This window comes from Parasphingomonas frigoris (assembly GCF_036663815.1).
Lineage (GTDB): Bacteria > Pseudomonadota > Alphaproteobacteria > Sphingomonadales > Sphingomonadaceae > Sphingomonas.
This window is the reverse complement of the sequence record NZ_JAXOJQ010000003.1, coordinates 105,820-125,113: the sequence shown is the minus strand read 5'-3', so window position 1 is coordinate 125,113 and position 19,294 is coordinate 105,820. Positions and strand designations below refer to the sequence as shown.

Below are 19,294 nucleotides of genomic sequence, written 5' to 3'. Positions count from 1 at the left end.
CGTCGGCTCGGTTGGTTGGGATGATGATGACATGACGAAACACCTGCTCCTGGCAACCGCCGTCCTGACCGCCGCGCTCGCCGCGCCGGCCGCTGACGCGCGGCTCACCCATCTGATCGTCGAGACCAGCGAGGCCGCCGCGCCGAAGCGCGCGGGCGCGCCCGCTTATGTGATCCTACGCGGGCATTACGACGGCGAACTCGATCCGCGCGACGTGCACAACCGCATCATCACCGACATCGCCGCAGCGCCGCGGCTCGCCAACGGCAAGGTCGGCTACCGTGCGACCTTTGCGATCGCGATGCCGACCGACGCCGCGCGGCGCAGCGGTTTCCTGATGTACGACGTCCCCAATCGTGGCAACGGCACCGTCGCCGCCGATCCCGACGGCCATATCCAGGTGATCAGCGGCTGGCAGGGCGACCTCGACACCGCAGGGGCACAGACCATCACCGTCCCGGTCGCACACGGTTCGCGCGGAAAACCGTTGAGCGGGCCGGTGCTTCAGCGCTTCGTCAACGTGCCGGCAAATGCGGGCAGCGTTGCCATCGCCGGCGGATTGGGGCGCCCGACACCGCGACCGCTGCCGATGTCGCTCGACGTCCACAAGGCGCGGCTGACCCGACAGCCCGACGAGACCGCCACCCCTGTCGTGATCGCCGGGACCGACTGGGCCTTCGCCGACTGCCGCACCACGCCGTTCCCCGGCCGCCCCGACCCGACGCAGCTGTGCGTGCGCGGCGGGTTCGATCCGAGTCAGGCCTATACGCTGACCTATCAAGGCAAAGATCCCAAGGTGCTCGGGATCGGTTTCGCCGCCGTGCGCGATCTCAACGCGTTCCTGCGGTTCGGCGTGGCGGATGATGCCGGTACGCCCAATCCGGTCGCACGGTCGGTGCGCTGGCCGATCGTGACCGGCACGTCGCAATCCGGCAATTTCATCCGCAGCTTCATCGCACTCGGGTTCAACCAGGCGGAGGACGGACACCGCGTATTCGACGGCGCCAATCCCAATGTCGCCGCGCGGCTGCTGCCGCTCAACGTTCGCTTCGGCCTGCCCGGCGGCGCCGCGAGCCCGTACGAGGCGGGCAGCGAAGGAACCCTGTGGTGGGGACGCTACACCGATCGCGCCCGCGCGCGCGGGGTTTCCAGCCTGCTGGACCGCTGTCATGTCACGTCGACCTGCCCCAAGATCGTCGAGACCTTCGGGTCGGCGGAATTGTGGGGCTTGCGCATGTCGCCGGACCTCGTCGGCACCGATGCCGTCGCCGACATTCCGCTCCCGCCCGAGGTGCGGCGCTATTATTTCCCGAGCGTCACCCATTCCGGTTCTTACATCGGCGGCTTCCCGGTGAAGGGCGAGGTGACGACCTATCCAGGCGCGCCGGCGTGTACGCTGGCGGCTAATCCCAATCCATCGAGCGACACCCGTCGCGCGGTATTGAAGATGCTCGCGGACTGGGTTGGCACCGGCAAGGAACCCGCCGCCAGCCGGTATCCGATGCTGGCGGCCGGCGATCTCGTCGCGCCGACGGCCAAGGCGATCGGCTGGCCCGCGCTGGCGGGCCTCCCCACGCCGGACGGCAAGATCAACGATTTCGTCGATCAGGATTTCGGCGAAGGCTTCGGCTATCGGGATCTGTCGGGTGTGATCACGCGGCAGCCGCCCCGCATCCGGGGCATCCTGCCCTCGCGGGTGCCCAGGGTGAATGGCGACGGCAACGAGACTGCGGGTGTGCCGTCGGTGCAGTTGCTGGTGCCGATCGGCACATACACCGGCTGGAACGTGCTCGCCGACGGCTATGGCAAGGGCGGTGGGTGCGGCTTTGCCGGTGGCTTCATCCCGTTTGCCCGCACCGCCGCCGAGCGTGCAACGACGGGCGATCCGCGTCCGTCGCTGACCGAGCGGTATCGCGACCATGCCGGCTTCGTCGCGCGTGTCCGCGCGGTCGCCGCGCAGCAGGTCGCAGCCGGCTGGCTGCTCGCCGAAGACGCCGGGCGCATCGTCGAGCAGGCGGAGAAGAGTGACGTCCTGAAGTAAAATGCGGTCCCGCGCCGGTCATCAGCGACCGGCGCGACTGCCTGGCAGCGTCACTTTGCGAAGAGCTGCCCCAGATCCTCGAACGCCTTCATCTCGAGCGCGAAACCGAAATACGGGACGGGGACGTGATGGCCGTCCACCGCGTTACCGCCCGCGTCGCGCGCCTGCATGCCGGGAAGGAGATGCGTCACGATATGGTGGCAATCGAAATCGAAGGCGATCCACAGGTCTGAGCAGCCGCACGGCGCATCGGGGGTCGTCAGGATGCGCGCTGCGCTGGTGAAGAAACCCCCGATGGCCGCATTCACGGCGAGCTCGGCGCCAATCTGATCGCAGGCGTCATCCCAGTACAGCCGCTCGTGATGCGCGACCGCCTCCATGAACAGCTGGGCCTTGTCGGGGGCTCGCGCACGATCGAACGAACGCGGGTGACCTTTGGCACTTGGGGGGTCGAAGGGACTGTGAGCTGCCAGCGTGGACAGTTTTTTCACTTCCGTCTATTGCTGCGACACCCTTCCATACAAGCCGCAAGGCGTCATGAAGTGGACGTACGATCCGACGCACAAGCAGGCAGCATGCTTCGCGCTTCGGAGTGTGAGGGGACTGACTCCTATGACAACAACCGTGATCCCGACGCCGCAACCCGCGACGGTGCCGACCCAGGACGGGCAGGTTTTTCCGGTTCGCCGGATCTTCTGCGTCGGACGCAACTACGCCGATCACGCGCGCGAGATGGGGAGCGATCCTGACCGCGAGGCGCCCTTCTTCTTCACCAAGCCGGCCGACGCGGTCGTGGTGTCGGGGCAGCCGATCCCGTATCCGCCGCGGACGAAGGACCTGCATCACGAGGTCGAACTGGTCGTCGCGATCGGCACGGGCGGCGCGGACATTCCGCCGGCACGCGCACTGGAGCATGTCTGGGGCTATGCCGTCGGCATCGATCTCACCCGCCGCGACCTGCAGGCGGCGGCGAAGGCGCAGCGGCGGCCGTGGGATATGGCGAAGGGCTTCGATGCGTCCGCTGTGGTGGGCGACGTGGCGTCGGCGGCCGTGATCGGGCACCCTGCGGCAGGATCGATCGACCTGTCGGTCAACGGCTACATCCGACAAAGCTCGGACCTTGCCGAGATGATCTGGTCGGTTCCCGATCTCGTCGCCGAACTCTCCGGCTTCGTGACGCTGCACCCCGGCGATCTGATCTTCACCGGAACGCCGGCGGGCGTCGGTCCGCTCGAGGTGGGCGATCGGGTCCGCGCGGCGATCGCCGGCGTCGGGACCTTCGAAAGCATCATCGCCTAGCAGCGCGGCACTGGCGGCGCGTGGCCGTTGTGGCGGAGGGTGCCGATCGGATCGTGCGCGACCCGATCGGCATTCGATTTCAGGACCGCTGACCAAAGGCGGGCAGGGCGTTCTGACCCGCGAGCAGCTGCTTCTTGTACCAGCCGTTGAGCATGACGCTTTCCTCGACATGCGGGCTCTGGTCGCTTTCGACGACGATCCAGCCGGCATAGTCGAGCGCGGTCAGCGCCGCGGTGACGGCCGGGAAATCGACCAGCCCGCCGGGCGTGCCCATTTCATAATACCAGCGGTCGATGCCGCGGTCCGCCCCGGCGGTGATGATCGGCGCGGGCCAATATTCCATCTCGGCGTTGGGCCGGGCGTAATCGTCGAAGCTGTCGACGACCTTGGCATCCTTGTACTGGACGTGCGCGACACGCGCGCCGTGTTCGCGCAGGAAGGCGACGGGATCGATCCCGGCGATCGTCAATTCGGCGGTGTCGAGCGCGACATGCACCAGGTCGGGATCGGTCATCGCGAGTAGCGTGCGGATATCCTCGGCGCGACGGATGCCGCCCAGGAAGTCGAAATGCACGGCCGTCACGACGCCGTTCGCCTTGGTCGCGGCACCTACCTTGTTGCAGCACTCGGCGATCACGCCGATCTTCGCTTCGGTGATCGGCGCCTCTTTCCAATAGGGGCCGCACGGCCGCATCACCAGGCACGAACCGCCGAGTTCGGCGAGGAACGCGGCAGTGCTGGCGGCGCTGTCGACCATCCGGCCGTGGTCGCCGGCTGCGGCCGGGTTGCCGTGCGCAAGTCCCGAGAAGTGGCTGCTGACGCAGCTGAGACCGCAATTCTTGAGATAGGCGACGAAGTTTGCGGCCGAGCCGAAATAGGCCGGGATGGTGTGCCCACCCAGCGCATTGTCGTTAATCTCGATCGCTTCGAATCCGCTGACCGAAATCGTCTTGAACGCGCTTTCCATCTGGTCGAGCCGCGCGAGGTCGGTCTCTACGGTACGCCACTGATTGATGGCGTAGCTCCAACGAAGATCTTTCATGTTCTGGTGTCCGATCAGGAATAAATGGGCGACAGGACGTTGTCGATGTACCACTTCGAGCGCGCCGTGCTCTCGGCGTAGTTCGCACCGCCGATATCGGCCTTGTCGTGCTCGACGGTCAGCCAGCCGGTATAGTTCTTGTCCTTGAGCGCCTGCATCAGCTTGGGAAAGTCGACCAGGCCCTCGGCCGTGCCCATTTCCCAGAACCAGCGGTCCGTCGTGCTCGCCGCGCGCTCGGGGTCGGGTGGCGTCTTATAGTCGTCGACCGTGTCGACATGGTGGGTGTCCTTGAAGTGGAACCCGGTCACGCGGTCGGCATATTGCAGATAGAGGTCGGTCGAATCGATGCCGACGATCTCATGCTGCGCGGTGTCGATGAACAGGCCGACATATTCGGGATCGGCATGCGCGTAGAAGGTGTCGATCTCCTCCTTCGAATGCAGCGCGCAGTAGAATTCGTGATGGCACGACAGCTTGATGCCATGGCTCTTGAGCATCTTTCCGACGCGGTTCCAGCCCTCGGCCATCGTCTTGATCTTGTCGTCGGTCACCGGCTCGACGAGCCAGTAGCGCGACACCGGCATGACGATGTACGAATCGAGCGTGATGCCGTCGTACATCCGCACCTTGTTCTCGAAATTCTTGAGCAGCGCGTCGTGCGTTTCTGCCAAGTGCGTGCGATCGTCATAGAAAGCGACGAACATGTTGACGAAGCGCTCGATGCCGCGGTCGCGTGCGAACTCCTCGGCTTTCTTGGCGGAGCCGAACAGCTCGGACTGGGCGAGTAGCCGGAACTCGAACGGATCGACACCCTGGAAACCGATCCCGGCCAGCTGCTTGTAGAAGCGATCGGCATATTGGACGCCGTGCTGTGGCGTAACCCATCCGCTCGGCGAGCGCATCGTCCAATGGTCCATGTAAGACCATTTTATGTTCTGGCCAGGGGCGGTCGTCGTCGTAACGACGGGCTGCTCGGTGCTCACGGGTAATACTCCTCAGGGATCGGCATACGCCGCGATGCGCGCGACGAAACGGCCGGATAGGGGGTCGGCGACGCGGTCAGGCCGCGAGCACGAGGTCCTTCGCGTCCTTGCTGGTCGGCACGAACGGCAAATACGAGATGCGCAGGCGCTCGGCGAGTTCGATCCGGTGCGGGCCAACCGGCAGGCCGCCTGGCTGCAGCACCGTGATCCGGGCTTTTTCGCCGAAGTTCCAACGGTCGCCATATTCGGCTTCCATCGCGTCGAGCGTCCAGCTGCGCCCGCGGACCGAGAAGCGGATCGCCTCGCGCGCGACGGGCGCGCCATCGACGGTGACGCCGATATCCTCGATCATCGACAGGCCGAGGCCGCGATAATAGGGCAGGCGGGCGAAGAAGGCGAAACCGACCGTCTCGCCATTTTCGACGACGTTTTCAAAGCCGTCGGTGCAGATCATCTGATTGTCGAACATCGCGCAGAATCCTTTCAGGCAGCAAGCGCTGCGGGGGCGGGCTCGCCCAGCAATGTCTTGAACATTTCCTGCTGGCGACGGACCTGCTCGACCGAATCGGGTTCCTCGGCATCCTCGATCCAGCGATTTCCCTCATATTCCGAGCAGATGTAGCCATCGTAGCCGCCCTGCTTGAGGACCGCGAAGATCTGGTCGTAGGGGATCGACGGTTCGACCAGCGCCTCGGTCATCTGGTAGAACTTGGCATGGACGTTCTTGATGCGCGGCATGTAGTCGAGCATGCGCTTGGGTTCGAACGCGGCGTTGTGGCGCAGCGTCTCGGCCATCGCAATCGCAGGGCCGACGCCCCCCATCTTCTGCACATTGAAGATGACATATTCGCTGAGGACACGGTCGTCATACGCCTTGACGATATAGTCCGCGATCCGGGGCGGTACGCCGAGGCGCAGGAACTTTTCCTTCCACACCGGCGGGAAGGCGAACAGGAACATGCCCATGTCGGGCAAGAAGCCGAGCGCGTCGGACCCCTTCTTGGCGAAGGCCTCGGCGTGGCGGATGATCCACGGATGGTCGAAATGCAGCGGCGCATGCACCTCGACCAGGATCGTGATGCCCTTTTCCGCGGCATGATCGGCGCACGCGACCAACACGTCGGGCGCGATCGAGACGAGCGCGCGGACATATTTCATGCCGAGCCGTGCGCCGAAGTCGACGTCCTTCTTGACGCTCGCGACCTGCTCATCGAACGGCATGTCGCGGTCCTTGTAGCGCTTATAGTCGAGCATGAAATCGTGGCACACCGGCGTCGTGCCATATTTGCGCATGATGTCGTGCCATTCGGCGACGGCGGCATCGGCAACGCCGACCTCGGGCCAGCCGTGGAAGCTCTGCTCGCCGATGACCTCGATGCCGTGCGCGCCCATGTCGGCGCAGGTGCGCACGCAACCCTCGAGCGTCATCTTGCCCTTGAACGTCTCGTTCTGGAAACTGTAGAGGCTCACGCCCCGCTTGATCTGGCTGTTCATAAAGTCCCTACCGCGGTGATTGCGCCGAAATCCGTCACGCGGGGAAAGCTGCAGCGTCGACCACAACGTGGACGAGTCAGGCCTCAACCGGGCCGATCTCGTCGCCTCTCCCAACGCCCTTTAATTAGAACGTTCATTCTATAAAAGCGCCGCGAGTGTCAAGCCGCGATTAGCGCTTTGCGAGATTTGACAAATTAGAACGTCGACACTCATTTAGGCGCAGAAACACAGGGAGAGCGAGCGTGAAGAGGATCTGGATCATGGGTTTGAGCGCGGTTTTCGCGGCGGCGGCGGCCGATGCGCAGGTCGCGCGCCGTCCATTTCTGCCGGCTGTGCTGCAGCTCGAGCTGGCCGAACGCGCGCGCGACGCATGCGCCGCGGGGGGCTTCGATGTCGGCGTGGCGATCGCCGACGCGAGCGGGCTGGTGCGCACCCAGGTGAGCGGGGACACCGCCGGTTCGGTGGCGATCGAGACTGCGCGGCGCAAGGCCATGTCGGCGGTCCTGGTCGGCTTTCCCACTGCCAAACTGGGCGACGCGGTGCGCGAGGCCCCGGCCTATGCCGACATGTTGCGCTCGCTCCACCCCGACATGATCTTCATCGGCGGCGGGGTGCCGATCCGGATCGACGGCCAGCTCGTCGGCGCGATCGGTGTGGGCGGCGCCTCGGGCGGGGCCGCCGACGAGGCCTGCGCCACCAAGGCGCTGACCGCGCTGGCCGACAAGCTCAAGTGACGCGACCCGCGGCACGCCATCGGCGTGCCGCGGGCCGAATCAGGCGATCAGCGCCGATCGCTCGGCGATGACGGCGCGGATGCGGCCGTGGAGGCCGTCCATCGGCCAGAACAGGATGCACACCGCCTGCGCGAGCAGCACGCCGATCGGCCAGCCATAATAAGACCAGCGGATCGCCGCGGCGGCGGTCGCGTTGACGGCGCCGGGCGCATAGCCGGTCGCGGCGAGCGTATAGGCCACCGCCGCGCTGCCGATCGCCATGCCCAATTTGGTCGACAGCGAAATCCCCGAGGACAGCAATCCTTCGTTGCGCCGCGCGAAGCGCCATTCGTGATAGTCGACCGAGTCGGCCGCCATGGTGAAGATCGCGGTCATCGTCACGCTGATCGAGATCGAGGCGGCGAGGAACAGCGCGATGAACAGGCCGGGGTTGGCCTCGGTCGTCGGCAGCACCAGATACAGCGCGATCGCCAACGCAATCGCGCCGAGACACCCGTTGCGGATGCCGGTGCGGCGCAGGATCGGCGGCGCGATAAACGCGCCCAGCACCAGCGTCCCCGATACGCCCGGCAGCAGTACCGAGATCATCCACGGTTGGCGCAGCACCGTGATCGCAAAATAGGCAGTCACCGACAGGATCGCGCCAAATCGCACGAAATTGAGCGCGGCGAACACGAAGGTCACTAGCCAGGCGCGGTTGCGTAGCATTTCCCCGACCGCGGGGAGCACCGCGAAGTCCGCCGGGGTCGCATCCGACACGCGCTCCTTGCAGGCCCGGAACAGATTGGCGATCAGGACGAGCGAGACGATCGCGAAAAGGCCTGCGACCAGCGCAAACCCGAGCCGCGCATCGCCGCGGCCGAGCAGGCCGACCAGCGGCATCGTCGCGGCGGTCGCGACGATGACCGACAGCGCGGTCGAGACCGAGCGATAGCTGCCGAGCTGGAGCCGCTCCGCCGGATTGGCGGTCATCATCGGCATCAGCGCCGAATAGGGAATCGTCCCGAGCGAGAAGAGGATCCCGAGCAGGTTGAAGGTGATGTAGGCGTACGCCAGCTTCGCGCCCATCGACCAGTCGGGCACCAGGAAGGTCGCGACGAAGATCAGCGCGAAGGGCAGCGCGTTGAACAGGAAGAAGGGCCGGGTCCGCCCCCAGCGCGTGCGTGTCTTGTCGACCCAGACCCCCACGCCGATATCGACGCCGGCATCGAGCAGCCGCGCCGTCAGGAACAGCGTGCCCACCGCCGCGGCCGGAAGGCGCGCCACGTCGGTATAATAAAAGAGCAGGAACGCGCCGACGACGTTCCACACGATGCTGAACGCGAAATCCCCGAGGCCGTAACTCAGCTTCTCGCCAAATCGCAGCCGTTCGCTCGTACCGGACCCGGCCATAGCGCTCCTCTCCATGGAAAGGGCACCCGGTCGTTGCCGGGTGCCCGGTAGGCGGATCAGAAGCCGAGCGTCGCCCGTGCCTCGGCCAGCGACTCGAGCGCCGGCTTGGTCGGCTTGTATTCGAGCCCGACGTCGCCGTCGTAGCCAAGCCGCTGCAACGTGCTGACCACGGTCGGCCAGTCAATCGTCCCGCTGCCGGGTTCGTTGCGGCCCGGCATGTCGGCAACCTGGACATGCGCCAGCAAATGCATGCGACCACCGAGAACGGTTTCGATGTCCTCGTCCATCACCGCCGAATGGTAGACGTCGAACAGCAGGCGCAGGTTGGCGCTGCCGACTTCCTCGATCATGTCGAGCGCCTCCGTCGTGCTCGACAGGAACATGCCGGGATGTTCGACCTTGGTGTTGAGCGGCTCGAGCACCAGCACGACGCCGGCCTCTTCGGCCAGTTTCGCGGCCTGCTTGAGCGCGGTCACCGCTTCGCCATGCTGTTCCTCGCGCGAGACGCCGTCGCGGGTGAAACCCGAGGCCACGACCAGCGGGGGCGAGCCGAGCTTCTGCGACGCCACCAGCGATTCGCGCACCGCCTGGAGGAATTCGGCATGTTGCGCAGGGTCGACCAGGCTGCGGCGCGGCTCGACGACGAAGCCGGTCAGACGGACGCCCGTCTCGTCGAGCGCGGCGGCGACGGCATCGAGGTCCTTGTCGCGCCACAGATGGAATTCGACGGCGGTGAAGCCGGCGTCGTGGGCCGCGCGGACGCGATCCTCAAGGGCGGGATGCTCGTTGGCGAACAGCCATTCGATACAGGGGGAAGCGAGCATACATTTCTCTCCAGAGCGGCCTGCGGCCGATTATCGTTTCTGGTCGCGCAACAAAACCGTTGCTCCTGCGACCGTCGCGTCATATTAGAACCAAAGTTCGTATTACTGATTAGGGCAATCCGCATCGTGCGGTCAACGGCCCAAATTCTGTCTGGCGGGTCGATCGCAAAACGCGACGTGAACGTGCGGCCCAGCCCTAGGAGAGGAAGACCAATGAGCCGAATTTCCGAAATCCGCTACGTCGGCTATGCCGTGCCCGATTTTGCCGCCGAACGCGCTTTCTATGCCGACGTCTGGGGGCTGGAAGAGGTCGCCGCGACCGACACGATGGCGTGGTTCAAGACCCGTGGGCATGACGAGCATCACGTCGTCCGGCTGCGGGCCGCCGAGCAGAAGCGGATCGACGTGATCGCGCTTGCGGCGGCGACCCGGGCCGACGTCGATGTGCTGCACGACAAGGTCGTGGCGGCGGGTTGCCGTGTCGTCTTCGCGCCGCACGACCTTGATGCGCCGGGTGGCGGCTATGGCTTCCGCTTCTTCTCGCCCGACGGGCTGCCCTTCGAAGTCTCGAGCGACGTGGCCGCAGGCGACAAGCGGACGCTGGCGCGCTGGGAAGGGATGCCGGTAAAGATCAGCCATATCGTGCTGCATTCGCCCGATCATCAGGCCGCGGTGCGCTTCTTCACCGACGTTCTGGGGTTCCGGATTTCCGATTGGCTTGGCGATTTCATGTGCTTCCTGCGCTGCAACGCCGCGCACCACCGGCTGGCAATTCTTCCCGGACCGCCGTCGCTCAACCACGTCGCCTACGACATGCTCACGGTCGACGACATGATGCGTGGGATCGCGCGGCTCAAGAAGCACGGCACCGACATCCGCTGGGGGCCGGGACGGCACACCGCAGGCAACAACACTTTCAGCTATTTCACCACGCCCAACGGGTTCGCGATCGAATATACGTCGGAACTGGAAGACGTCGACGACGCGCATCACGTCCACGGCGTCCACAACCCTGGGCCCCATACGATGGACCAATGGGGCATCGGCGTTGGCGGCCCGCAGACCATGCCGCAACCGAGCCCGGACGCCGGCCTGTTCCAGCCGGTCGAGGTCTGAGCGCATGGCCCTGTTCGAGTATTTTCCGAACTATATCTGGAATCTCTCGGTCGCGATCGCGATCGAGAGCGGCGCGCAGATCGGCGAGATCATCGACATGTGTCAGCCGATCCGCGACGCGGCGGCGGGGGGCGCCGACGCGGGCACGCCGCAGTTCATGGCGCAGTGGGTTGCGATGGCGGACAAGCTGCTCGACCTCGCGGCGGAGGACGAGGCGCGCGGGCGGCGCTTCTCGGCCTCGAACAAGCTCGAGCGCGCGTCGCTCTACCTCATCACTGCCGAGCGGATGCAGGGCCACGGCCATCCCGGCCGCACGCAGACCTATGCGCGCGCGCTCGAGGCGTTCGAGCGCTCGACCGCGCTCGGTCAGATCGATCGCGAACGCGTCGAGATCCCGCTGGCGACCGGCACCATGCCGGCGCTGTTCACGCGTGCAGCGGGGGCGGGGCCGCACCCCGTGGTCGTCTATTGCAACGGGCTCGATAGCTGCAAGGAGCTGCTCTATTGGTCGCGCCTCCCGCAGGCACTGGCGCGGCGCGGCATTTCCACGCTGTGCGTCGACCAGCCCGGAAGCGGCGAGGCGCTGCGGCTGCAGGGGCTTCCGGTCGATCCGCACAGCGAGCATTGGGCGTCGAAGGCGGTCGATTGGCTCGAGGCGCAGCCGGAGGTCGATCTCTCGCGGATCGGCATGACCGGCATCAGCCTCGGCGGTCATTTCGCCCCGCGTGCGGTGGCGTTCGAACCGCGCTTTGCCAGCGGCGCCGTCTGGGGCGCGAATCACGAGTGGGCCGAGGTGCAGCAGAAGCGCCTGCGCCGCGAGGGCGAAAACCCCGTGCCGCATTATTGGGCGCATGTGATGTGGGCGTTCGGCGCGCGCGACATGGACGACTTCCACGACAAGTCGGCGGCGATGACGCTCGACGGCGTGGTCGAGCGGATCACCGTGCCGTTCCTGGTGACGCACGGCGAACACGACCGGCAGATCGCGCTGGACTATGCGCACCGGACCTTGGCCGGCCTGACCGCCAGCCCGCGGCCCGAACTCAAGATCTTCACCGCACGCGAGGGCGGGGTCGAGCATGTCGGCGCCGACAACATGGCGTTCGGTCGGGATTACATCGCGGACTGGTTCAGCGAGACGCTCGGCACCACGGCGGGGTGAGGCTTTCGGCCGATCTTGGGGCGAGCCTTGACAGTAGATCAGATTCCGCACACTAGAACGCATATTCTATTATGACGGCGCAAAAAGCCGCGTGTTAGGGGAGGAACTTCACATGACGAGTCGATCGATCCGTATTTTGTTGGCGGGTACAAGCTTGCTGGCGAGCTCTGCCGCGGGTGCGCAGACGCAAAGCGGCGCGGTCCCTCCGCCGCCATCCGCCGCGCAATCGGATTCCGCCACTGCGGACATCATCGTAACGGCGCAGAACCGGTCCGAGAGCGTGCAAAACGTTCCGATCGCGATCAGCGTCGTTTCTGGGGAGGCGCTGCGCAAGGCCGGCGTCACCGATTTCGCGTCCGCTGAACGCGTCTCGCCGGCGTTGCAGATCACCAGTGACACGACAAATACGCGCGTCACCGTCCGCGGTGTCGGATCGCTCAACAACAATGAGGCGCAGGACCAGTCGATCGCGGTCAACATCGACGGCGAATATATCAACCGCCCGACGATCCTGAATGCCTCGATCTTCGACATCGACCGCATCGAGGTGCTGCGGGGGCCGCAGGGCACGCTGTACGGTCGCAACTCTACCGGCGGCGCGGTCAATTTCATCACCCGCAAGCCAGGCAGCGTGTTGGGTGCAAACGCCTCGGTCAGCTATGGCAATTTCAATCAATTGATCGCCGAAGGTGGGGTCGACGTTCCGTTCGGCGACGTCGGCGGGATCCGGCTGTCCGGCATCTACAGCGATCACGACGGTTATAATTATCACGCCAACCAACCGGTCTCGACCCCGCAATTCCCCACGCGCTACCAAAGCCGCAGCGGCTCGGACCATACCTATGGCGGTCGCGCGAGCGTGCGGCTCAAGCCGGTCGCAGGCCTGACGATCGATGCGGCGGTAGAGCATGTCGAGCAGGATTTCGTACCAGCCGCGCAGGCCTATGCCGACCTGAATCAAGCCGGCAACGCGCCCGGCGCCGGGTGCGCCGGTAATGGCTACGTCCAGATCGGGCAATCGACGCCGGGCACGCAGTGCATCCCGCAGAACACCAACTTCCTCGGCAAGATCAACCGCGAGTCGTACGACACGCCGTTGCTCGGCACGGGCCGGTATATCCTCCGCTCGACCGCGGTTCGCGGTCGCGTCGCCTATGATCTCGGTTTTGCCACGCTGACCTACACTGGCGGGTATCGCGACGTCGGAAACTCGGGCTACAACACGCTGTCGCCCGCTTATGCTTTCACCAATTTCGCCGCTTCGGTGAAGACCCAGAGCCATGAGTTGCGCCTGAACGGCGTGCTTAACGGCATCATCTACCAAGGCGGCCTGTTCTACTTCAAGGAAGACCAGGATACCGACGGCGGGCTGTACTCGCCCTTTATCGGACCCAACGGCAGTTACATCACCTACTTCAAGCATCCGACGACGAGCAAAAGCAAATCCGCCTTCGCCCAGGTCGAAGTGCCGCTTGGCGAGCAGTTCACTGCGGTCGGCGGACTTCGCTATACCGACGACAGCCGCAATGCGATCTATCGCAACTACGGTTTCGTGTTCAATTCGGGCGCCGTCCCGCTGACCAATGCCGCCCCGACCAACCTTGCGCTCAGCTATAGCGGGAACAAGGTCACCTGGCTGGCAGGCCTCAACTACAAGCCGAACAGCGACACGCTGGTCTACGCCAAGGTGTCGACCGGCTACAAGGCGGGTGGGTTCGACCCGGTCAGGTCGTTCGAGCCTGAGTCGAATACCGCCTACGAAGGCGGACTGAAGCTCAAGTTCGGCGAGCGCTCGCAGCATATCTTCAACGTCGCCGGCTTCTATTACGACTATCGCAATCTGCAGAACGACGTGCTGCTCGACGCCGCCGTCGGCGAACAGACGTTCAATGCCGGCAAGGCGACGATCTATGGCGTCGAGGCCGACACCGTCATCAAGCTTTCGCGCAACGATACCTTCACGGCGAGCTTCAACTATTTGCATGCCCGCTACAACCAGTTCGCCGCGACCTATTCGCTGATCGATCTGACCACCCCGGGCAACACGTCGCTGATCGATGCAGCGGGCAAGCCGGTTTTGTCCGATCTCAGCGGCAATCGTATTCCGCAAACGCCGAAATATGTCATCTCGGTCGATTATCAGCACGTGTTCGATCTGGGGAGCGCCGGCTCTCTAACCGCGGAGGCCTATTCGCGCTTCAAGAGCGACTATTATCTCGACATCTTCAATTATCGCGATTCGCGTCAGACCGCCTATACGTCGACCGATCTGAACCTCGAATATCGGCCGGCCAGCCGCAGGTTCGCGATCCAGGCCTATGTCCGCAACCTCGAAAACATCCGGCCGCTGGTGTTTGCCGGCTTCACCGCCGCCGGTCCCGACCGGGTCTTCAACTGGCAGTTCGGCACGCCGCGGACCTATGGCCTCCGCGCCTCGGTCAACTTCTGATCCAGCGCCATAATCACTCTGGCGAAGGGCAACATTCGTCGCCGCGCGGCACGATTGCGCTAGAAATAGAATAATCGTTCGGATATGTCCGGCGAAAGGCCATGAAGTGGCCGACAGGAGACGGATGTTGCCCGAAGTGTCTGGCGTGCGAACCTGGTCCCGCCGCGATTTTGCTGGCGGGGCAGCCTTGCTGGCGCTCGTGGTCGGCGCCCCGATCGCCACGCTCAAGCTGGTCGCGTCGGGCGACGACGAGGCGCCGACCGACCGCCAGCGGGCGCTGTTGCGGGACGTCAGCCAGCTGACGCTGCCGCGCACCGCGACCGCCGGGGCAGGCGATATCGCGGTCGGTGATTTCGTGCTGATGGCGCTGGCTGCCGGACTTGACGGCAGCCTGGTGCCGGTGGCGAGCGCGGCAGCCCCGCAATTTCCCCGCTATTTGCGCCGCGACGGATCGATCCGCCATGTCCCCTGGCTCGAGGAAGAGCTCGACCGCCACGCCCGTGGCGACTTCCTCGCGCGCACCGCGGCCGAACGCGCCGGCATCCTGCGGCGGGTCGATGCCGCCACTTATGCGGCAAATGCCGTCGCGTCGCCGTGGAAGCAGATCAAGTCGCTGATCCTGATCGGTTATTACACGTCGCAGGTCGGCGCCTCGAAGGAATTGCGCTACGAACTGGTCCCGGGCCGGTACGATAATGACCTGCCGCTCCATCCCGGAGATCGCGCCTGGTCGAGCGACTGGACAGCAGTGGATTTCGGATGATGCCTGACACCCCCCCCCAATTCGATGCGATCGTCGTCGGCTCCGGCATCACCGGCGGCTGGTCGGCAAAGCAACTTACCGAGGCTGGGCTGAAGGTCCTGATGATCGAGCGCGGTCGCAAGATCGAGCATGGGTCGGATTATGTGACCGAAACGCTGGCGCCGTGGGACCTGCCGTTTCGCGGTCTCGGCGATCCCGAGCTGTTCGCCAAGGAGTATCCGGTCCAGCGCATCAATCGCCACTTCACCGAATTCACCCAGAACCATTTCGTCAACGATCGCGAGAATCCCTATTCGACCGAGCCGGGCACCGATTTCACCTGGTTCCGCAGCTATCAGCTCGGCGGACGCTCGCTGACCTGGGGGCGGCAGGCATATCGCTGGTCGGACTATGATTTCGGCGCGAACAAGCGCGACGGGTTCGGCACCGACTGGCCGATCCGCTATGCCGAGCTGGCACCGTGGTATGACAAGGTCGAGGAGTTCATCGGCGTGTCGGGTGCGGCCGAGGGACTCGCGCAATTGCCCGACGGCAAGTTCCAGCCGCCGATGGCGCTCAACGTGGTCGAACAGGCCGCGCGCGCGCGGATCGGCGCGAAATGGCCCGAACGCCGGCTGACGATCGGCCGCACCGCCAATCTGACGCAGGAAAAGGAAGGCCGTTCGGCCTGCCAATATCGCTCGATCTGCGCGCGCGGTTGCTCCTACGGCGCCTATTTCTCGACGCAGAGCAGCACCTTGCCGGCAGCGATGAAGACCGGCCTGCTGACCGTGGTGACCGACTCGGTGGTCGAGGCGATTGAAACCGATCCGCGGACCGGCCGCGCGACCGGCGTGCGGTTCATCGATACCACATCGAAGCAGCGCAAACGCGCCACCGCGCGCGTCGTGTTCCTCAATGCCGGGGCGTTCAACAGCGTCCATGTGCTGCTTAACTCGGCGACCGAAGCGCATCCGGGCGGGCTCGCCAATTCGAGCGGCGTGCTTGGTACGCACATCATGGATCACGCCAACACCCTGTCGGCGCTGGCGCTGATGCCGGGCTACGAACAGCATACCAGCTTCGGCAACCGGCCGACCGGTGTCGTCATCCCGCGCTTCCGCAACATGGATACGCTCGACGGCAAGGGGCACAGCCGCGGCTTCTCCTTCCAGGGCGGCGCGTTGCAGAGCGGCTGGTCGCGCGGCAAGCGCGAAGCCGGGATCGGCGCGGAGTATAAGGATTCGCTGCGCGAAGTCGGTCCGTGGCGGATGGTGCTGGTCGGCTTCGCCGACTGCATGCCGCGCGCGTCGAACCGGCTGACGCTCAACCGCACGCAGACCGATGCCAACGGATTGCCCGTGCTCGACGTCGCCTTCGCCTTCGGCAAGGAGGAGCATGCCGCGTTGGCCGAGGCAAAGGCCGAAGCCACCGCGATGCTGACCGAGGCCGGCGGCACCGTCATCATGGGCTCGGACACGCCGGGGCCGGGCGGCACCGCGATCCACGAGATGGGCGGTGCGCGGATGGGCTGGGATCCGAAGACCTCGGTGCTCAACCGCTGGAGCCAGGCGCACGATGTGCCCAATCTGTTCGTCACCGATGGCGCGCAGATGAGTTCGACCGCGTGCCAGAATCCGTCGCTGACCTATATGGCGCTGACCGCGCGTGCCTGCGATGCGGCCGTGCGGATGCTCAAGGAGGGCGCGCTCTGAGCGGCTCCCGCGCGGTCGGGACCGCCAACAGCGTAGTGCCGCCGCTCGATGCCGACGCGATGACCGCGCGGCAGAAGTCGCTGGCGTTCTTCACGCTGATCTCGGCGCTGGTGCTGGAGATCGTCGATACGACGATAGTCAATACCGCGCTTCCCTCGATCCAGCACGATTTCGCGGCCAGCGCGGTGCTGCTGCAATGGGTGGTCGCCGGCTATTCGCTGAGCTTTGCCGTCTTGCTGATCCTCGGCGGGCGGCTCGGCGACCTGTTCGGCTATCGCGCGATGTTCCTGCTCGGAGTCGGCGGTTTCACGCTCGGCTCGCTGCTATGCGGCCTGGCGCAGGATGCATTGCAACTCGTCATCGCGCGCTTGGTGCAGGGCGCGGCGGGGGCGATCATGGCGCCGCAGGTGCTCGCGCTGATGCAGGTGATGTACGCACCGCTCGAACGCGTCGGGAAGCTGTCGTGGTTCGGCGTGATCGGCGGCCTTTCGGCGATTCTCGGTCCAATCCTCGGCGGTCTGCTGATCGCCGCCAATCTGTTCGGGACGGGCTGGCGTGCGGTGTTCCTGATCAACGTGCCGATCGGCGCGCTGGCGTTGGTCGCGGCGTGGTATCTCCTGCCCCGCGCGCGATCGGCGCGGGCGGCGGGGGTCGACGCCGTCGGTACGCTGCTGATGGGCGCCGGGCTCGCCGCGCTGCTGCTGCCGCTGGTGCGCGAGCGCGATGCCGTGTGGGCGTGGTGGAACTGGGCGTCGCTCGCGCTGGGGCCGCTTCTGCTGCTGCTGGGATGGCACTATCTCAAACGGCGCGTCGCCTCCGGCCGTCCGGCGGTGTTCGACCCGGCGCTGTTCGCAGTGGCGACCTTTCGCCAGGGCCTGCTGATCGCGGTCAGCTTCTCGGCCGGGATGACCGGCTTCCTGTTCCTCTTCGCTTATACGCTGCAGAGCGTGCTGGGGTATTCGCCGTTGCGCGCCGGCATGACGCACACGCCGTTCAGCATCGGCGTGATGATCGGCATCGGCCTGATCGGGCGGCGACTGGTGCCGCGCTATGGCCGCTGGGTGCTGGTGGGGGGGGCGGCGATCCTGGCGGCGTCGGTCGGCTTTATCATGCTGTGGATCCTCGGCGGGGGCGCGCAAACCGTACTGCTGGTGCCGGTGCTGCTTGCCGCCGGAGTCGGCATGGGCATGCTGTCGGGACCGATCCCGCCGATCGCGGTCGCGCGGATCGATCGCGCGCACGCCGGTGCGGCAAGCGGCCTGCTCAAGACGAGCCAGCAATTGGGCAGCGCGCTCGGCGTGGCGCTGGTCGGTGCGGCCTATTTCGCGGCGTCGGGCGTGGTCGGCGTGCCGCCGATTCTGGCGGCGCTGGCGCTGATCGAAACGCTGTTCGTCATCTGCGCCATCGCCGCGGTGCTGCTGCCGCGCGACGTCTTTCCCAAGCCGGATGGCGCGACGGTCGACGTCCGCGTCCCGGCCGTTTGATACAGGAGATCCGCATGCCGCGTCGCTTCGTAGACTTGTCCATCGCGCTCACCAATGACGTGGTCAGCGACCCGCCGTTCATGCGCCCAAAGATCGACTATACCACGCATGCCACGACGATGGCCGAGGCCAATCACTTCTTCCCCGGGGTAACCGCCGAGCAGATGCCGGGCGGGCTCGGCTTCGCGGCGGCCGAGACGATCACGCTGTCGACCCACAACGGCACGCATCTCGATGCGCCGTGGCACTATCATCCGACGATGGACGGGGGTGCACCCGCCGCGACGATCGACGAAGTGCCGCTCGAATGGTGTTTCCAGGCGGGCGTGAAGCTCGATTTCCGGCATTTCGCCGATGGTCATGTCGTCACCGCCGCCGAGGTCGAGGCCGAACTGGCGCGGATCGGGCACACGCTGGCGCCGCTCGACATCGTGCTCGTCAATACGGCCGCCGGGGCGGCGCTGGGCCGACCGGACTTCGTCAATGTCGGCTGTGGCATGGGCTATGAAGCGACGATGTACCTGACGACGCGCGGCGTGCGCGTCACGGGGACCGATGCCTGGAGCTGGGATGCGCCGTTCAGCTACACCGCGCAGCGGGTGGCGGAGACGGGCGATACCTCGCTGATCTGGGAAGGCCATAAGGCGGGGCGCGAGATCGGCTATTGCCACATGGAGAAGATGGCCAATCTCGACCAGTTGCCGGCGAGCGGCTTCATCGTCTCGTGCTTCCCCTACAAGATCAAGGGCGCCTCGGCGGGCTGGACCCGCGCCGTCGCGATCTTCGAGCAATGACGCGCCCGGCACGCTCGAACGGA

Annotated in this window: 17 protein-coding genes; 10 read left to right on the top strand and 7 right to left on the bottom strand. The window is 65.5% G+C overall.

Annotated features, from left to right (window positions below):
• Positions 1–31: 31 nt before the first annotated feature.
• Positions 32–2,041 carry an alpha/beta hydrolase domain-containing protein gene (locus tag U1872_RS10790; RefSeq protein ID WP_332792911.1) on the top strand — a complete coding sequence of 670 codons (2,010 nt, stop codon included), beginning with the start codon at positions 32–34 and terminating at the stop codon, positions 2,039–2,041.
• A gap of 50 nt (positions 2,042–2,091) precedes the next feature.
• Here U1872_RS10790 and U1872_RS10785 read toward each other — a convergent pair whose 3' ends face one another.
• Positions 2,092–2,421 (bottom strand): hypothetical protein, encoded by a 330-nt coding sequence (locus U1872_RS10785; RefSeq protein WP_332792910.1) that lies wholly within the window; start codon positions 2,419–2,421, stop codon positions 2,092–2,094.
• 232 nt (positions 2,422–2,653) lie between these two features.
• Here U1872_RS10785 and U1872_RS10780 point away from each other — a divergent pair, with 232 nt between their 5' ends.
• Positions 2,654–3,340 (top strand): fumarylacetoacetate hydrolase family protein, encoded by a 687-nt coding sequence (locus U1872_RS10780; protein ID WP_332792909.1) that lies wholly within the window; start codon positions 2,654–2,656, stop codon positions 3,338–3,340.
• A gap of 79 nt (positions 3,341–3,419) precedes the next feature.
• Here the strand turns inward: U1872_RS10780 and U1872_RS10775 are convergent, their stop codons facing one another.
• From U1872_RS10775 to U1872_RS10760, 4 genes are all read right to left on the bottom strand, one after another.
• On the bottom strand, positions 3,420–4,382 hold the full coding sequence (locus U1872_RS10775) for a sugar phosphate isomerase/epimerase family protein (RefSeq protein WP_332792908.1): 963 nt from the start codon (positions 4,380–4,382) through the stop codon (positions 3,420–3,422).
• A gap of 14 nt (positions 4,383–4,396) precedes the next feature.
• Positions 4,397–5,365 carry a sugar phosphate isomerase/epimerase family protein gene (locus tag U1872_RS10770; protein ID WP_332792907.1) on the bottom strand — a complete coding sequence of 323 codons (969 nt, stop codon included), beginning with the start codon at positions 5,363–5,365 and terminating at the stop codon, positions 4,397–4,399.
• Positions 5,366–5,441: 76 nt separating this feature from the next.
• On the bottom strand, positions 5,442–5,834 hold the full coding sequence (locus U1872_RS10765; RefSeq protein WP_332792906.1) for a C-glycoside deglycosidase beta subunit domain-containing protein: 393 nt from the start codon (positions 5,832–5,834) through the stop codon (positions 5,442–5,444).
• Between the two features lie 14 nt (positions 5,835–5,848).
• The gene (locus tag U1872_RS10760) at positions 5,849–6,859 is read right to left on the bottom strand and encodes a sugar phosphate isomerase/epimerase family protein (RefSeq protein ID WP_332792905.1); all 1,011 of its coding nucleotides are present in this window, start codon (positions 6,857–6,859) and stop codon (positions 5,849–5,851) included.
• 242 nt (positions 6,860–7,101) lie between these two features.
• Here U1872_RS10760 and U1872_RS10755 point away from each other — a divergent pair, with 242 nt between their 5' ends.
• Complete coding sequence (locus U1872_RS10755; RefSeq protein WP_332792904.1) at positions 7,102–7,593, top strand: GlcG/HbpS family heme-binding protein; 492 nt, start codon at positions 7,102–7,104, stop codon at positions 7,591–7,593.
• A 39-nt stretch (positions 7,594–7,632) separates the two neighbouring features.
• Here the strand turns inward: U1872_RS10755 and U1872_RS10750 are convergent, their stop codons facing one another.
• Entirely contained in the window at positions 7,633–8,985 is a 1,353-nt protein-coding gene (locus U1872_RS10750; RefSeq protein WP_332792903.1) for an MFS transporter, read from the bottom strand.
• A gap of 56 nt (positions 8,986–9,041) precedes the next feature.
• The gene (locus U1872_RS10745) at positions 9,042–9,809 is read right to left on the bottom strand and encodes a hydroxypyruvate isomerase family protein (protein WP_332792902.1); all 768 of its coding nucleotides are present in this window, start codon (positions 9,807–9,809) and stop codon (positions 9,042–9,044) included.
• A 213-nt stretch (positions 9,810–10,022) separates the two neighbouring features.
• Here U1872_RS10745 and U1872_RS10740 point away from each other — a divergent pair, with 213 nt between their 5' ends.
• The 7 genes from U1872_RS10740 (at position 10,023) to U1872_RS10710 (ending at position 19,271) form a co-directional block, all read left to right on the top strand.
• The gene (locus tag U1872_RS10740) at positions 10,023–10,925 is read left to right on the top strand and encodes a VOC family protein (RefSeq protein WP_332792901.1); all 903 of its coding nucleotides are present in this window, start codon (positions 10,023–10,025) and stop codon (positions 10,923–10,925) included.
• A 4-nt stretch (positions 10,926–10,929) separates the two neighbouring features.
• Positions 10,930–12,087, top strand: coding sequence for an alpha/beta hydrolase family protein (locus tag U1872_RS10735; protein WP_332792900.1), 1,158 nt, complete (start codon positions 10,930–10,932; stop codon positions 12,085–12,087).
• A gap of 112 nt (positions 12,088–12,199) precedes the next feature.
• The gene (locus U1872_RS10730; RefSeq protein ID WP_332792899.1) at positions 12,200–14,536 is read left to right on the top strand and encodes a TonB-dependent receptor; all 2,337 of its coding nucleotides are present in this window, start codon (positions 12,200–12,202) and stop codon (positions 14,534–14,536) included.
• 145 nt (positions 14,537–14,681) lie between these two features.
• Entirely contained in the window at positions 14,682–15,299 is a 618-nt protein-coding gene (locus U1872_RS10725) for a gluconate 2-dehydrogenase subunit 3 family protein (RefSeq protein ID WP_332792898.1), read from the top strand.
• On the top strand, positions 15,299–16,993 hold the full coding sequence (locus tag U1872_RS10720; RefSeq protein ID WP_332792897.1) for a GMC oxidoreductase: 1,695 nt from the start codon (positions 15,299–15,301) through the stop codon (positions 16,991–16,993). The genes U1872_RS10725 and U1872_RS10720 overlap by 1 nt, the downstream gene beginning before the upstream one ends.
• 35 nt (positions 16,994–17,028) lie before the next feature.
• Positions 17,029–18,477 (top strand): MFS transporter, encoded by a 1,449-nt coding sequence (locus tag U1872_RS10715; RefSeq protein WP_332792896.1) that lies wholly within the window; start codon positions 17,029–17,031, stop codon positions 18,475–18,477.
• Between the two features lie 14 nt (positions 18,478–18,491).
• Entirely contained in the window at positions 18,492–19,271 is a 780-nt protein-coding gene (locus U1872_RS10710) for a cyclase family protein (RefSeq protein ID WP_332792895.1), read from the top strand.
• Positions 19,272–19,294: the final 23 nt, after the last annotated feature.

Excerpts from the sequence above, each read along its gene's own strand:
- U1872_RS10790 (WP_332792911.1), top strand. The coding sequence starts at position 32 with ATGACGAAACACCTGCTCCTGGCAACCGCCGTCCTGACCGCCGCGCTC.
- U1872_RS10785 (WP_332792910.1), bottom strand. The coding sequence starts at position 2,421 with ATGGAGGCGGTCGCGCATCACGAGCGGCTGTACTGGGATGACGCCTGC.
- U1872_RS10730 (WP_332792899.1), top strand. The coding sequence starts at position 12,200 with ATGACGAGTCGATCGATCCGTATTTTGTTGGCGGGTACAAGCTTGCTG.
- U1872_RS10710 (WP_332792895.1), top strand. The coding sequence starts at position 18,492 with ATGCCGCGTCGCTTCGTAGACTTGTCCATCGCGCTCACCAATGACGTG.
- U1872_RS10765 (WP_332792906.1), bottom strand. The coding sequence starts at position 5,834 with ATGTTCGACAATCAGATGATCTGCACCGACGGCTTTGAAAACGTCGTC.
- U1872_RS10720 (WP_332792897.1), top strand. The coding sequence starts at position 15,299 with ATGCCTGACACCCCCCCCCAATTCGATGCGATCGTCGTCGGCTCCGGC.
- U1872_RS10735 (WP_332792900.1), top strand. The coding sequence starts at position 10,930 with ATGGCCCTGTTCGAGTATTTTCCGAACTATATCTGGAATCTCTCGGTC.
- U1872_RS10760 (WP_332792905.1), bottom strand. The coding sequence starts at position 6,859 with ATGAACAGCCAGATCAAGCGGGGCGTGAGCCTCTACAGTTTCCAGAAC.
- U1872_RS10775 (WP_332792908.1), bottom strand. The coding sequence starts at position 4,382 with ATGAAAGATCTTCGTTGGAGCTACGCCATCAATCAGTGGCGTACCGTA.
- U1872_RS10745 (WP_332792902.1), bottom strand. The coding sequence starts at position 9,809 with ATGCTCGCTTCCCCCTGTATCGAATGGCTGTTCGCCAACGAGCATCCC.
- U1872_RS10780 (WP_332792909.1), top strand. The coding sequence starts at position 2,654 with ATGACAACAACCGTGATCCCGACGCCGCAACCCGCGACGGTGCCGACC.
- U1872_RS10750 (WP_332792903.1), bottom strand. The coding sequence starts at position 8,985 with ATGGCCGGGTCCGGTACGAGCGAACGGCTGCGATTTGGCGAGAAGCTG.
- U1872_RS10740 (WP_332792901.1), top strand. The coding sequence starts at position 10,023 with ATGAGCCGAATTTCCGAAATCCGCTACGTCGGCTATGCCGTGCCCGAT.